9 protein-coding genes and 1 pseudogene are annotated in these 14,813 nt (G+C 65.2%); 6 read left to right on the top strand and 4 right to left on the bottom strand.

The annotated features are described in order from the left end of the window. Positions 1-211: transposase (locus ACFWOG_RS15885; protein ID WP_380358761.1), on the bottom strand; the 211-nt coding region annotated here is incomplete at its 3' end. 327 nt (positions 212-538) lie between these two features. Between ACFWOG_RS15885 and ACFWOG_RS15880 the strand changes: the two genes are divergently transcribed. Together ACFWOG_RS15880 and ACFWOG_RS15875 are read left to right on the top strand one after the other, a co-directional pair. Next, a complete protein-coding gene (locus ACFWOG_RS15880; RefSeq protein ID WP_380358758.1) occupies positions 539-1,789 on the top strand; it encodes a tyrosine-type recombinase/integrase in 1,251 nt (416 codons plus the stop codon). A 565-nt stretch (positions 1,790-2,354) separates the two neighbouring features. Then, a pseudogene (locus ACFWOG_RS15875) lies at positions 2,355-3,494 on the top strand (transposase). 620 nt (positions 3,495-4,114) lie between these two features. On the opposite strand, the gene ACFWOG_RS15870 reads toward ACFWOG_RS15875, so the two are convergent. Both ACFWOG_RS15870 and ACFWOG_RS15865 read right to left on the bottom strand, forming a co-directional pair. Then, entirely contained in the window at positions 4,115-4,528 is a 414-nt protein-coding gene (locus ACFWOG_RS15870; RefSeq protein ID WP_380358755.1) for a transposase, read from the bottom strand. Continuing rightward, positions 4,525-4,899: a transposase gene (locus ACFWOG_RS15865; RefSeq protein WP_380358752.1), complete on the bottom strand. Its 375-nt coding sequence runs from the start codon at positions 4,897-4,899 to the stop codon at positions 4,525-4,527. Before ACFWOG_RS15865 ends, ACFWOG_RS15870 begins: the two co-directional genes overlap by 4 nt. A gap of 354 nt (positions 4,900-5,253) precedes the next feature. Here ACFWOG_RS15865 and ACFWOG_RS15860 point away from each other — a divergent pair, with 354 nt between their 5' ends. After that, the gene (locus ACFWOG_RS15860) at positions 5,254-7,410 is read left to right on the top strand and encodes a DUF262 domain-containing protein (RefSeq protein ID WP_380358749.1); all 2,157 of its coding nucleotides are present in this window, start codon (positions 5,254-5,256) and stop codon (positions 7,408-7,410) included. Between the two features lie 205 nt (positions 7,411-7,615). Here ACFWOG_RS15860 and ACFWOG_RS15855 read toward each other — a convergent pair whose 3' ends face one another. Further along, positions 7,616-7,864 (bottom strand): hypothetical protein, encoded by a 249-nt coding sequence (locus tag ACFWOG_RS15855; protein ID WP_380358746.1) that lies wholly within the window; start codon positions 7,862-7,864, stop codon positions 7,616-7,618. A gap of 250 nt (positions 7,865-8,114) precedes the next feature. On the opposite strand from ACFWOG_RS15855, the gene ACFWOG_RS15850 reads away from it, so the two are divergent. The 3 genes from ACFWOG_RS15850 to ACFWOG_RS15840 are packed head-to-tail and all read left to right on the top strand — an operon-like array spanning position 8,115 to position 14,808. After that, on the top strand, positions 8,115-11,786 hold the full coding sequence (locus ACFWOG_RS15850; RefSeq protein WP_380358744.1) for a DEAD/DEAH box helicase family protein: 3,672 nt from the start codon (positions 8,115-8,117) through the stop codon (positions 11,784-11,786). Beyond that, complete coding sequence (locus ACFWOG_RS15845) at positions 11,783-13,267, top strand: restriction endonuclease subunit S (RefSeq protein ID WP_380358742.1); 1,485 nt, start codon at positions 11,783-11,785, stop codon at positions 13,265-13,267. The genes ACFWOG_RS15850 and ACFWOG_RS15845 overlap by 4 nt, the downstream gene beginning before the upstream one ends. Next, the gene (locus tag ACFWOG_RS15840; protein WP_380358739.1) at positions 13,264-14,808 is read left to right on the top strand and encodes an N-6 DNA methylase; all 1,545 of its coding nucleotides are present in this window, start codon (positions 13,264-13,266) and stop codon (positions 14,806-14,808) included. Before ACFWOG_RS15845 ends, ACFWOG_RS15840 begins: the two co-directional genes overlap by 4 nt. The last annotated feature ends 5 nt before the right edge of the window (positions 14,809-14,813 follow it).

The following is a 14,813-nucleotide window of genomic DNA, read 5'->3' as shown; positions in this document are numbered from 1 at the left end:
ACACCTCGGGCCGCACCGCCCGCACCGCCCGCCGCGCCAGGCGGGCCCGTACGTCCTCGACCGGCCAGGTCGAGGACGTCATGAACTGCTGCAACGCCTGGTGGTCGACCCCGAGGCGTTCGGCCATCGGCTGCATCGACTTGCGCCGGCCCTCCAGCAGCAGCCCCCGCAGGTACAACCCGCCCTTGGCCCGCTGATCACAGCGGGCCAAGGGCGCGAACACCTCCGCCGCGAACTCCTCCAACCGACCCCGCCACAACGCAAGTTCACCAGCCCTCATACCAACAGAGAACTACCGACCACACGATGCGACAAGCCTCCTAACAAAGCACTACTAGCAGGTGACTGCCGGGAGTTCGACCTCGTCACAAGTCGATCTGGCGACCTCACTGCCAAGGGGCACGCCCTGTTCACGGCAGCGCGCCGGTGGCGGGTGATGGCGGAGTGATGGCAACTCAAACGCCATGCTCCGCCAGCTGCCGTCTCCGAACGCCGGCGGCCATCGTGGGGTCAGGCTCTCCTGGCTGGAGGTAACCACATGACCGCTCATCCTGACCGTGGCCGGATCTACCGGCGCTGCGGCTGCCGCGACACCGGCGGAAAACAATTCGGTGCGCGGTGCCCGAGCCTCAACCGCTCAACGCGCCACGGCTCCTGGGCCTACGCCTTCGACGTGCCCTCGACCGACGGGCGCCGTCGGCAGCGATGCCGCAGCGGCTTCCGTACCCGCGGGGCCGCGCACGAGGCGTTGGAGCGCGCTCTTGAGTGCGAACGCACCGGATTGGATCTCGAGGACGACCTGACAGTGGCCAGGTATCTGGCCGGTTGGCTACGGACCAAGGAGGACGTGCTCAAGCCCACCACCTACGCCCGCTACCGCGACCACGTACACAACGACCTCATCCCGGCTTTCGGCCGACTCAAACTGTCCGACCTCCGCGAACGGCACATCACCGCCTGGAACGAAGCCGAACTGGCCCGCGGCCGGGGACGCACCAGCGTCTACCGGGCCGGCGCCACCCTCTCCAGCGCCCTGAACACCGCGGTCCGCACGCGGCGACTGGCCGATAATCCGGCGCGCTACGCCGTCATGCCCCGCCCCGCCGCTCCCGAGCGGATCTGCTGGACGCCATCACAGGCTGCGGCTTTCCTGCGGCACAACCACGACGCCTACGGCGACCAGCTAGCCGACGCCTTCGAGGTGCTGCTGGGCACCGGGCTTCGCCGAGGCGAACTGCTGGGCCTGCACTGGCCCGAGGTGCACCTGGCCGAGCAAATGCTGCTGGTGCGGTGGAACCTCACCGCCGTCGACAACAACCACCTCCACCTCGGCCACCCCAAGACCAAGGCGAGCCGCAACTGGGTCAGCCTGTCTGCCCGGGTCACCGCCGCACTGAAGCGGCGCACCGCCGCCGCGCGGGCGCTCCTGCCGGAGGACGCCCCGCTCGAAGGGCTCGTGTTCTGCCACCCGGACGGCGCGCCACTGCGCCCGCAACAGCTCCTGGTCACGCTGCGCCGCAGGTCGGAGGAGATCGGTCTCCCGCGGATCGGGGTTCACGACCTGCGGCACACGGCCGCCAGCATCATGATCAGCTCTGAGGTTCCGCTGGCCGTGGTGTCGAAGACGCTGCGGCACTCGACGCTGTCTACCACGGTCAATATCTACGGCCGTCTGCTCCCGCACGCCGCCCGCGATGCCGTCACCGCCCTGTGCCAGGCGCTCGACGACGCCTCGCCGCCTTCCGCCGCCCCAGACGGCGAAGCGTCAGACCTTCCGGACGCCGCGTAGCTGGCAGAACGTCACCAGGGCCACGGGCGCTGCCATCACGTCGCCATCATCGTTCACCCGAACGAGAACAGCGGGCCTGTCATTTCTGACAGACCCGCTGGTCACATACGTCGGGACGACAGGATTTGAACCTGCGACCCCTTGACCCCCAGCAGCGTGTGGTCCCCAGGTCGTCCCCGCACGCCGCGTACCCTCCAACCCTCCAAGGGGATCACGCCCCCTGACCTTCCCCTCCTAGCATAGAGGCCGTGGCTGAAGGGGAAGTTGGGAGTCATGGCGGAGAAGAGGAGGAAGTTCGACGCGGCGTTCCGTGAGGGGCTGTACGGATGGTGGCCGAGACCGGCAGGACGCTGGCGGAAGTGGCGCGGGACCTGGGGAACAACGAGACCGCCCTGGCCATCTGGGTCCCCCGGCCCCGCAGGCCGGTGGCACCGAGTCCGGGCAGAGCAGCGGATTCGAGCTGAGCTTGTCGTTTTACCTCCGGTGATCGTCTCGGGGTGTTCGAGGTGGTCACCCACACGGGGATCTTACTGACACGGTGACGGCCTCAGTTTCACGCTGTGTGATGTCGAGTCGCACAACGCATACGGAGGCCGTCGTGTTGAGTGTGGTCCAGGAAGCCGATCGCTGGCAGGCGATCGCGGAACTGTCCTCCTTTCGGCTGGACTTGTACGCGGCGATGCCCCGCCTCGCGGACGCCCTGTTCGAGGTCGGCGACGCACTGCTGTGCACAGACGGACCGGTTCGCACCCTGGTGGAACTCTCACTGGCCCCGGAGCACCGGCGCTCGCACGGCTCCCTCTACGCGGCGCTGAACCGGGGCGTCTTCGACGCGAACCGGCTGCGCACGGCGATCGCGGCCCGCAGTCTGCCCCGCGGCCCGGGCGAGCGGATCGTGCTCGCCGTGGACGTCTCCCCATGGCTTCGCCCGGATGCCGGCACCAGCGACGCCCGCGCGTTCTGTCACACCTACGGCCGACGCGAGAACACCCACGAGATGGTGCCCGGCTGGCCGTACTCCTTCGTCGCTGCGCTGGAATCCGGCTCGACCTCCTGGACGGCTCTGCTGGACGCCAGCATCTTCAACGCCGGGCACTGGAAGCTCGGTGATCCGCCGGTGCTGATCGTGGCCGACGCCGGCTACGACGGCCCCCGGCTCGCCTACCTCCTGCGAGACCTGCCCGTCCAGATCGTGGTCCGCCTGCGCTCGGACCGGGTCTTCTTCCAGCCCGTACCCACCGGCTACCGCGTCGGCCCCAAGGGCGGCCAACCACCGCGCCACGGCGCCCGGTTCGCGCTGTCCGACGCCTCCACCTAGCACGATCCCCACAGCGAGGCCGAGCACACCACCCGCCGTTACGGCACCGCCCGCGTCCGCGCCTGGCACCGCCTCCACCCCCGGATCTGGCGACGCTCGGCGTGGGACGACCACCACGGCCAACTCCCTATCGTTGAAGGGACCCTGATCCGCCCTCGCGAGAACCCTTCCGCAGACCTACGCCGCCTCTGGGAGCGACCCCAGCCCGCCGAGCGCCTCACCTCGACCCGGGTCCGGCGCGGGTTCCGCAACCTCCGCACGCAGCTTCCCTGCCCCACCCGCGTTGCGAGACCATCCCACCCCGGCCCTGGGCGCCCGCCCGGCCGTCCCAACAGCAACCGCGCACCCACCTACGACGTGGGACTCGCCCTGGTCAGCAACCGATAACGAACCAGCGGGCGAGAACCCGAACGTGCCAGAAGATGATCACGAGAGGTAGAACGACAAGCTGAGAAGCCGTTGTCTTTCCGATAGTGGCGGGCATGTTTTCGCTGTTCAGGCGTAGCGGCGGGGCCTCGGCGGCAGAGACGGAGTGTCGTCTCTTCGATGGAGGTCCCGGATGCCATCCGTGATGGGGTTGCTGGAGGAACGCGAGCGTGCTGTCCGGCAGCGGGTGGAGGATACGCAGGACGAGCTGCGGCAGGCGGAAGCCTTGTGAGACACGGCTCGTGTTTACCCGTCAGACAGCGACCGAGATCCTGGAAGAACCTCCTGCAGGCGAGAAAGCGCCACTGGCCGAGATGGCCAGTGAACGGCCTGCGCGGGTCGCAAGGGAAGTGCCCGGATCGGTGGTTCCCGCCTGGCGGGAAGGGCTCGCTCTCGACTCTCTCGCGCCGGACTACCAGCGGCTCGTGGAGGTCCTGGCGCAAAGCGGGGAGCAGATAGACTGTCGCCGGCTCGCTGCGGCACTCGGCTGGAGGTGGTCGCGGCGAAGGTAGAGGGAGTGAGGTCGAAGGCCAAGCGCCTGGCCGCGCGGGGCTGGCTGATCGGGAATCCTCCGGGGACGTTCAGTGTTCTCGTCGGGCGAGCCGGCGACTCATGAGCATGCTCATCGACCACCGGATCATCGTTTCGGAGGTGTCGGTGCGGGCCTCGTAGTCGCGGGCCAGGCGGCGTGAGCGCATCAGCCACGCGAACATCCGCTCCACCAGCCACCTCTTGGGCAGCACGGTGAATCCGGCGGCGTCGTCGTTGCGTCGGACCACGGTCAGCGCGATCCGCCAGGCGTTGCGGGCGAAGTCGAGCAGGCACCCGGTGCAACCGCCGTCGGCCCACACCAGCGTGATGCGCCAGTGCTGCTGAGGCAGTCGGGCCAGCAGAGTGCGGCCTGCCTCGCGGTCGGTGACGCAGGCCGCGGTGACCAGGACCGTCAGCAGCAGCCCGAGAGCGTCCACGACGATGTGACGCTTGCGGCCATTCACCTTCTTCCCCCCCATCGAACCCCCCGGCTCGAGGCCGCCACCGACGCCGCCGCCTTCACCGACTGGGAGTCGATGATGCCCGCGGTCGGTTCCGGATCGCGGCCAGCCGCCTCGCGGCCCCGGTCCCGCAGCCGGTCGTGGAACTCGCCGACCAGGCACTTGCCCCGCCAGCGCCGGAAGAACGCGTCGACGCGCTCCCAGGCGGGGAAGTCCACAGGCATCGCCCTCCAGGTGATGCCTGTGGAGACCAGGTAGCGCACCGCGTCGACCAGCCGGCGGTGGCAATAGCCCTCAGGCTGCCTACCGCGGCCTTCCAACCAGGCGGGCACGGGCATCGCGTCCCACACGACGGCCCACTCCGCGTCGCTCATGTCCGACGGGTACCTCGGATGCCTCTGCGAGCGGTCCCCGGCTTTCTCGAACCGGTGAGCGAGTCAATCACACTCCCGGACAGCCGAGTTGGAACCTGCGAGTGCGAGGGCGTACAAGCGCGACAAGAGGGCCTCCTGGCGTGCTCACGGTCTCGACAACCTAGAGCTGCACCAGGGGCCCTGTCTTCATGCCCGGCACACGGCAAGATCACCCGACCGAGCTGCACAGTCGAACCCACGTCCACCAAGATCGATATGACAACGGCTTCTGAATAGTGCTCGCAGTGTCGTCTGAGTCACGTACCGTGCGAGTGGGCTCAGTTGAGTGGGCCAGTGACGGTAAGGGGAAGACGCGTGGTCGAGGGGCGGGACCCGAAACTGGTGGACGGCCGAGGTGCGTCGGTCAGCCAGCTGTTCAGCGTGCGGTACGGGCTTGATTACTACCAGCGGGAGTACACCTGGTCGCGCCGCAACATGCAGGAGCTCTTGGATGACCTGGCGAGACGCTTTCTCGAACATTGGAAGTCAGGACATGAGCGTTCCAAGGTTCGCTACTACGAGCCCTACTTCCTGGGGCCCATCGTCACCTACCAGGGCGACATCACCTACCTGGTGGACGGACAGCAGCGCTTCACCTCGTTGCTGCTTCTGCTCACGCACCTGCGCAAACTAATGCTGGAAGATGACGACCTCGAAGAGGACGCTCGGGAGCTCGACAAGCTGATCTGGTCCCGCCAATTCGGCAAGCGCTCGTTCACGCTGGATGTCTCGGAACGTGCCGTGTGCATGGATGCCCTCTTGTTGGGTAAGGAGTTCAGCCTGCCCAACGGCACATCACCGTCGGTCAGGAACCTGTGGGAACGCGGCTGCGATCTCGCCGAGGACTTCCCCGACATCCTGCGCGGCGAGCCGTTGCCCTACTTCACCGACTGGTTGCTGTCCCGCGTCTGCCTAGTAGACATCCAGGCACACGACCGGGACCACGGGTGGGAGATCTTCGAGACGATGAACGATCGGGGAGCCCGCCTGACCCCCCTCGATCTCCTCAAGAGCTTCCTGCTCTCCAGGGCGGGCCAGAACCACGCCGACATGAATGCCAGCTGGCGAGCGATGCTCACCTGCCTGGCGAAGGACGGGGCTTCGCCGAGCGACTTCGTCAAGACACTGCTGCAGGCACGCTACGTCGATCCCACTACTCCGGGTGTCGAGCAGATCGACGGGGCGTTCCACGAGTGGGTACGCGAGCACAGCGAGCTTCTGGGCTTGCGCCGGCCGGACCAGTACCGCGCTTTCATCACGGACATCCTGGTCCCGTGTGCCAAGAGGTACGCCCTGATCCAACGGGCGTCCACCGAGCTGGTGCCCGGGCTGGAGTCGGTACGGTACAACGCCGACAACGGTCTGACTGCACAGTTCCTGCTGCTGACCGCAGTGATGAACCCGGGCGACGACGATGACACCTTCAGGCAGAAAGCTCGGCTGGTCGCGGACTACCTCGACCTCGTTCTGGCCCGCCGGATGGCGAATAGCGCGGCAATTCAGAACGTCGAGCTCATGCCGGAGATCACGCGGCTGGTGCCGCTGGTCCGCGATGCGGCGGGGATCGACGAGCTGTCAGCCGTGCTCGGTCGCGAAGTGGCGGAGCTGGGGTACGACTTCTCGGGGCTGAACACCTTCGGACTTCGCGGTGACAACCGCAAGCAGGTGCGCTACCTGCTTGCCCGGATGACGGCCTTCGCCGAGGAAGGCACTCAGAACCCCAACCGCACCGCCGAGTATCTCGGCCTCGCTGGATCCAGCCCTCACGAGATCGAGCACATCTGGGAGAACCACTACGAGCGGCACAAGGAGGTGGGCAGCGAGGAACGGTTCCGGCAGCAGCGCGACAGACTGGGCGCACTGCTACTCCTCCCCAAGTCGGACAACGCCAGCTACCGGGACGACGTCTACGAACGCAAGGTGGAGTACTACCAGCGGCAGAACGTGCTGGCCGCCTCTCTGCATCCGGCGGTGTACACGAGACACCCGCGCCTGCAACGCTTCTTCGACCTTCACGGTTTGGCCAAGCAGGTCCGTCCGTACCCGGACACCTTTCCGCCCTCCGCGATCGGGGAGCGGCAGCAGTTGTACCGGCGCTTGTGTGAACTGATCTGGGAGCCGACAGGCCTAGGGTTGAGCGTGCCCCAGGGTGTGGCGGAGGCCAGGCCTGCCTCCAGGCGCGCGCACTACGGCATCTCACCGGCCCAGCTCATCGCCAGCGGTCTCCTGAAGGCGGACAGCACGCTCAGGGCGACGAACAAGGGAAACACCTACAAGGCCGTCCTCCTCGGCGACGGCCGAGTCCGGTTGGAGAACGGCGCTTCGTACGAAAGCCTCTCCACCGCCGGTCAGATCGTGCTCAATCGAGGCTCCTGCAACGGCTGGAAGCTGTGGCAGGTAGAGACCGAACACGGTTGGGAGAGCCTGTTCAACCTCCGTCGACGGGCGCTAGAACGAGGACTGCTGGAATAGCGTGCCCTTCGAGTATCGGCAAGCGATGGTTGAGCGCCTGGGATCGTCTGCATGCGGCTCCAGGCGCTCACCCACTTGGATTGGGGGCGGGGTCAGCGACGGTACACCCGGGTGCATGACCAACCGCCCTGCGCCTGTTCGACGCCGTCGGCCAGCTCGCTCACCTGAGTAAGCAGGTCTTGAAGTTCCGCCGTGAGGCCGGCGATCAGCACCTGCGGGTCAGGCACTGAACTTGATTGGGTAATGTCGGCCAGCCGTCCAAGGTGAGTTTGGTGCCGGTGAGACAGCCGTCGACCAGGTGCGGGCGGTACTGGATCTGCTTGAGCTTGTGCTTGACGACTCGGGTGAGCTGGTCGAGGTTGGCGGCAGCAAGGTTGCCGATGTCGCGCTTGATCAGCGACCGGATGCCTTCCTGTTGGGGTCCGCAGGCACAGTGCAGCCGGCGGACAACCACCGGTGGAGTTCGAACGGATCATCGCCGAAGCACGAGTCAGCCACCATCAGAAGGACCTAACCGCACAACGAAAGCCTCTACGAAACCAGGCGATGGACAGGTCGACGACTCCCTGATCCCGCAATGGTGTAGCCGCGCAGGGTAGCGTCGAGGTAGCGGCGTCAGGCAAATCCGGGGCACCCATGGGTGGCCCCCGCTACGCTCGGAGACTGATCACACGGCGGGCTGATACGAAGGATGAGACTGTTCGATGAGTGGAAGCAGTGCGACTGAAGTACCTGATCCAAAGCTGGTAGAGCTGGCTCAGCGGTCTCAGAACTTCGGCTTCCTTCTGCCTCATCTACCACTGCTCGTGGCCTACGGTGCAGGTGCAGAGTCGCTTGTCTTCGAAGACCCTAATGTCTCGCTCTTCAAAGTCCGCCAGTTTGGGGAGGTCCTGGCCACTGACTTGGTAAGGCGCGGCCGGGTACGGATCGAGGGAGATCGTCAGGTAGATCGTTTGCGGGCGCTAGAGCGCGAGGGCTATCTACACGGAACTGTCAGCACGGCCTTCCACGAAATTCGCGGCCTGGGCAATGACGCCGTGCACAATAATTTGGCCGACTCTCAGGCGGCTTTCCGTGCTGTGCAATCCTGCTTTCGGCTAGGAGTATGGTTCGATCGGCTGCTCACTGGCTCGCGTGAGCAGCGCCCGTTCGTGCCGCCCCAACCGCGGATCTCCATGCCAAATCCGGCGGCGTTGGATGCAGAGATCGAAGCCGCGAAAGTCGCGCTCGCTGCATCGCGACTCACGTTCGAGAATAAGGCCACGCACGCTGACGCGGAGCAAGATGCCCGTCATGCAGCGGAGCGCGAACTCGCCGATGCAAGAGCTCAGCAGGACCGCCTCACGGAGATCGTGACGGCGATGCAAGGCGAACTCGCCGGCCTCCGCAGTCGCTTCGACGACAATCGCTCCCAGCCTCTGCCCGGGACGATGGCGACTTCGGTGGCGGAACGGGAGCGGCTGCTGAGCAATGCCGAGATCGCGTCCCGGGAGCCGCTAACTGAGGTGCAGGTGCGTGAGCAGCTAGACCGGATGCTGCGGGACGCAGGCTGGTCGGTCCAGGACCACGACGCGCAGTTGAATCTGTTCGTCAAGGAGCGCGGGGTGGCGGTTCGGGAGGTCACGATGGCCTCCGGGCGAGCTGATTACCTGCTGTATGTGGACCGAAAGCTGGTGGGGGTGATCGAGGCCAAGCGGGAGGGATCCGATCTGTCAGCAGCGGAGGGCCAGGCTGACCGGTACGCAGAGGGGCTGTCCGCAGGGCAACGATTGGCGGCCTGGCGGGCGGAGCTGCCCTACCGCTATGCCAGCGACGGGGGCGAGACTCGGTTCCGCAACACGCTGGACCCGGATTCGCGATCGCGCCGTGTCTTCTCCTTCCACCAGCCGCGGACTCTGTCACGGTGGATGCGACAGACAGAGGAAGATCCCCAGGCGCCAAGCTATCGGGCTCGGTTGCAGCTGCGGATGCCGGAGCTGGATGTAGCAGGGCTGCGGCCAGCGCAGGTGGAGGCCGTGCGGGGTGTGGAGCGCTCACTGGCTGATGGTCGAGGTCAGGGATCTGGGCTGGGGCAGAGCCGGTCACTGATCCAGATGGCTACGGGCGCTGGGAAGACGTTCACCGCAGTGACGTTCTCCTATCGGATCCTGAAGCATGCCCGGGCAGAACGAGTACTATTCCTGGTTGACCGAAACAATCTCGGCATCCAGGCCCGAGCGGAGTTCGAAAATTATGTAACACCGGAAAGTGGGCGGAAGTTCACAGAGTTGTACAATGTTCAGCGCCTGGGCGCAGAGGGAATATTCACTTCATCGAAGGTCGTCGTGTCCACGGTGCAGCGGCTATACATGTCGCTAACTGGGCGTGAGCTGCCTGAGCCGGCGGAGGGCGATCCGATCGCCGATCCGTACGACGCGCCAAGTGACCTTAGCGTGGGATACAACGCGGACATCCCTCCGGAGGCGTTCGATCTCGTGATCGTAGACGAGTGCCATCGGTCGATCTACGGCAAATGGCGTTCGGTGCTGGAGTACTTCGACGCGCCTATCGTAGGGTTGACGGCGACTCCGGTGGCGCAGACGTTCGGCTACTTCAACGGCAATCTGGTGAGTGAGTACACCTATGAGCAGGCCGTTGCGGACAGCGTGAATGTCGACTTCAACGTCTACGAGATCGAGACGGAGATCACGGGGAAGGGCGGCGTAATTGCGCAGGGCCGAATCCCCGTAAGGGATCGGCGCACTCGGCGCCAGCGGTACGAAGAAATTGACGAAGACTATGAGTACAGCGCAACAGACGTCGGCACTCGCGTGATAACGAAGGATCAGCTGCGGACGGTTATCAGTACTTTCCGGGACAAGCTGTTCACGGAAATCTTTCCCGAACGGGGAAAGCGCTCCGAAAGCGGACAGCTAGTCCAATCCGAGATCATGGTACCGAAGACCTTGGTGTTCGCAAAGAACGACAACCATGCCGAGGAAATCGTCGAAGTAATCCGAGATACCTTCGGGAAGGGTAACGAATTCTGCGCAAAGATCACGCACAAGTCGAAGCGGTCAGCGGAGCTCCTGTCAGCCTTCCGAAATCAGCCGCAGCTGCGGATCGCCGTCACGGTAGACATGATCGCGACAGGTACTGACGTCAAGCCGCTAGAGTGCCTGCTATTTCTGCGTGATGTGCGGAGCTGGGCATATTTCGAGCAAATGAAGGGGCGGGGGGCTCGCACTCTACCGCTGACCGAATTCGAGCGGGTAACCCCGGGTGTCGGCCCAAAGACTCGGTTTGTGATCGTGGATGCAGTTGGCGTCACGAAGAAGCCCAAGATCGATGCCGGCCCGCTGGAGCGGCATACCGAGAGCCAGATCAGCTTGGCGCGACTTCTGCAAAAGAGCGCGACTCTCACATTGGATGACAGTGAAATCTCCACAATGGCAGCGCGCCTTTCACGCCTGGAAAAGCAGCTGACTGAAGTCGAGCAGGCCGATGTCGCCAAGGTCGCAGCCAAGCCCTTGCGGGATATCGTCCGGGGGCTGGTCGACGCGGTCTCAGTCGACGGCCAAGAGGCAGCGCGGCGAGCAGGTGAGGAAGCCGCAGGTCTCGCGGGTGCGGACGCGCAGGCACGTCGTGCCGCGGGGGACACAGAGGTGCGGCGGCGCGTGGAAACCGCTCTGGCGCCACTGGCTGGCAATGAGAAGCTCAGAAAGCTGCTGCTCGATATCCGGCGGGCCAAGGACATCCTGTACGACGAGACGAGCAAAGACCGCCTTGTGCACGCTGGCGCGGTGCCTGAGGACGAGGACACCGCCCTGGCAACCCTCGCCAGCTGGCGGACGTACCTTAAGGAGCACAAAGACGAGATTGCGGTATTCAGTGCCGCGTACGACCGGCCTGGCGTGACACCTCGCGCCGCGTTTGAGCATCTGCAGGCGATTGCCCGAGACCTGGCCCGACCACCGCGCGCCTGGACACCGGAGCGGCTTTGGAAGGCATACGAGCAGGTGGGACTCGCAGTGCGGGAGCCCGGCGTTCAAGCGGGTGTGACCGACCTTGTCGCCCTGATCAGGCACGAGCTGAACAGTGAGGCGAACGCGCCGGCCGAAGCGCCGCCGGCGCGACTGTACGCACACCTGGTAGAGGAGCGGTTCACGGCGTGGTTGGAGCGACAGGAGCAGGCCGGGGCCCGCTTCAATGACAACCAGCTGTGGTGGCTTCGTCACATCGCGTCAGCCACCGCCGCCCATGTACGCTTCGACGTTGACGACCTTGACTACCCGCCGTTCAGCGTAAGGAACGGGGTGGACGGCCTGCTGGCTGCCTTCGGTGAAGCGCGGGCTGACGAAATTCTGGGCGAACTGGACAGGGAGCTGAGCGCGTGACGGGCGCGGGGACTGTTGAACTTGCACTCGACGGCGGGGACCAACTGCCCACGGGATGGGCTTGGGCTCGGCTCGGCGATCTCGGGGTCTGGTATGGCGGGGGGACCCCCTCGAAGCGACGTCCTGAGTTCTGGGAGGACGGAACCGTTCCGTGGCTGTCGCCGAAGGACATGGGCGCGGACACAATCGCCAGCACGCAGGACCTGATTCACTCCTCCGCGTTGGACGCATCGCCGGTAAAGCTGGTGCCAGCGAATTCAGTGGCCCTCGTGGTTCGCTCCGGCATTCTCGAGCGGAAAGTGCCGATCGCCCTGGTCCCATTCGCGACAACGCTCAACCAGGATATGAAGGCGGTCAGCCCATTTGATGGGATCGACGCTCGTTGGCTGGCGTGGGCCCTGCGGGCCCGCGAGGACTACATCCTCGCGAACTGCCGCAAGCGCGGAACCACGGTGGCCTCACTCGAGGTTCCATGGCTGATGGACATGAAGCTTCCAGTGCCGCCGACTGCCGAGCAGGCGCGTATCGTCGCGAAGCTCGACGAGTACGTTGCACGAATCGATGCCGGTGAGGCGAGCACTCGGGTAGCCCTGGCAACGTCCTTGCTGCTTGCGGAGCAGATTGCTGGCCAGGGAGCACTGGGCGGTTTCGTTTCCGCTTCAGACTTGACCGCACATCCACTCGCCAATGCGGGTGTCTCTGACGGTGATCTTCCCGACCTCCCGTCGGACTGGAGTTGGGTTCGACTCGGCGAGATCTCTGAAGTAGTCGGCGGGGTCACCAAAGACAGCAAGAAGCAAGGTGACCCCAGCTTTGTCGAGGTGCCCTATCTCCGAGTGGCGAACGTCCAACGAGGCGCGCTCAAGCTCGACACGGTAACCACGATCCGTGTGCCACCGGCGAAGGCGGAGGCACTGCGACTACAAGCTGGTGATGTGCTGCTCAACGAGGGTGGCGACCGGGACAAGCTTGGCCGCGGCTGGATCTGGGAGGGGCAAATTGCAGACTGCATCCACCAGAACCACGTCTTCCGCGCGCGAATCCGCAACGAGCGACTGCATCCGAAGCTGCTGGCCTGGCATGCCAATAGCTTCGGAAAGGCATGGTGTGATCGCAACGGGTCTCAGGTGGTGAACCTGGCCTCCATCAGTTTGAGAAAGATCAAGCTCCTCCCCGTCCCGCTCCCGCCCAAAGACATCCAAGAGAACCTGGTCAAGGAGATCGAAGTACGTCTCGCTACGGCCGCTGCGGGCGAGCAGCTTGCGCGTGACGGATTCGTCCGGGCCGTCGAGCTCCGGTCCTCACTTCTCGCAACCGCGCTCGCCGGCCAGTTGGTCCCCCAGGACCCTACAGATGAGCCTGCCGCCACCGTGCTGGCTCGCATCGGCGCTGCCCAGTCAGCTGCTGCTGCGGCCAAGTCCAAGCGGACCCTCCGCCCCCGCAAGAGCACTGCGCCCGATCAGGGAGAATTCCCGCTGTGAGCCCCACCCCCGCCCCGCTTCAATCTCAGACCGAGTACACCAGCACGCTCGTCAACCGGCTCTGGTCGTACTGCGAGCTGCTGCGTCATAGCGGCGTGTCCACCCTTGACTACGTCGAGCAGCTGACCTACCTGCTCTTCCTAAAGATGGCGGACGAGAAGACCAACCGCCCCGCTCGCTTCCAGCGACGCAGCACTGGGGTCGAGCGGATCGTTCCGGAGGGCAAGGACTGGCCGAGTCTGATGACTCGCTCCGCCGAGCCACTGATCGAGCAGTACGAGCACATCCTGTGGGAGCTCGGCCAGCGCCCGGGGACCATGCTCGGCGAGGTGTTCCTCAAGGCCCAGAACAAGATCCACGAACCGGCTGTCCTCGAACGTCTGATCAAGGACCTGATCGGCAAGTACACCTGGAACCGTGAGGACATCGACCTTAAGGGCGACGCTTACGAGGGCTTGCTTCAGCGCGGCGCCGAGGACCGGAAAACCGGCGCAGGACAGTACTTCACCCCTCGACCGCTGATCGACGCGATGGTCGACTGCCTCGAACCCCAGCTCGGGGAGAGCATCACCGATCCGGCCTGTGGGACTGGCGGCTTCCTCATCGCCGCGTACGCATACCTTGTCGAGCACTACGAGTCCGAGCTGTTCTCTGACGCTGGTCGCAGGCTCCAGACCGGTGCCATCACCGGCTACGAGCTGGTCCGCGAGACGGCCCGCCTGGCGCTCATGAACATGCTGCTGCACGGGATCGGCAGCTCCGAAGGCAAGCCTCTGATCACCGTTCAGGACTCCCTGGCCAAGTCTCCGATCGTCTTCCACGACATCGTTCTCGCCAATCCACCGTTCGGGGTCGGCTCGGTCACCGGCGAGGCGTACGGCGCGCGTAGCGATTTCTGGGCAACAACGACCAACAAGCAGCTGAACTTCGTCCAGCACATCTACACCCTGCTCAAGACGAACGGCCGAGCCGCCGTTGTCCTGCCCGACAACGTGCTCTTCGAGGGCGGGGCTGGCGCGGAGATCCGCCGCAAGCTGCTGGACACCTGCAACGTTCACACGCTGCTGCGCCTGCCCACCGGCATCTTCTACGCGGGCGGCGTCAAGGCCAACGTCCTGTTCTTCGACAGGCCAGGCCCACGACATGACGGGTCCCCCGCCACCAAGCAGCTGTGGGTGTACGACTTCCGCACCGACCAAAGGTTCACGCTCAAGCAGCGCCCCCTCAAGCGCGAGCACCTCGACGACTTCGTCAAGGCGTACAAGTCCGGCAACGGCGATCACCAAAACCGCATCGCCAGTGCCCACTTCAAGCCTTACAGTTACGAGGAGCTGATCAAGCGCGACAAGGTCAACCTTGACCTGACCGTGCTTCAGGACAGCAAGGCCGGTTGCTCTTCGATCGCCTCCCCGGACGTGATCGCTCAGGAGATCGTGGACGACCTCACCGACGCGCTGGCGGAGTTCACCATCGTGGCCGAGGCCCTCAAGGCCGCACGCCGCACCGCCAACCCCGGCGACGAGGGGGACGACGCCGCATAGCACCA

Origin of the sequence: Kitasatospora sp. NPDC058406 (genome assembly GCF_042722765.1) — a bacterium.
In the GTDB taxonomy this organism is placed as follows: Bacteria; Actinomycetota; Actinomycetes; order Streptomycetales; family Streptomycetaceae; genus Kitasatospora.
Note: the sequence above shows the minus strand (reverse complement) of the source record. Positions and strands in the feature narration are given on the sequence as shown.

Coding starts and splice junctions, on each gene's coding strand:
- ACFWOG_RS15880 (WP_380358758.1), top strand. CDS start 539: ATGACCGCTCATCCTGACCGTGGCCGGATCTACCGGCGCTGCGGCTGC.
- ACFWOG_RS15865 (WP_380358752.1), bottom strand. CDS start 4,899: ATGAGCGACGCGGAGTGGGCCGTCGTGTGGGACGCGATGCCCGTGCCC.
- ACFWOG_RS15850 (WP_380358744.1), top strand. CDS start 8,115: ATGAGTGGAAGCAGTGCGACTGAAGTACCTGATCCAAAGCTGGTAGAG.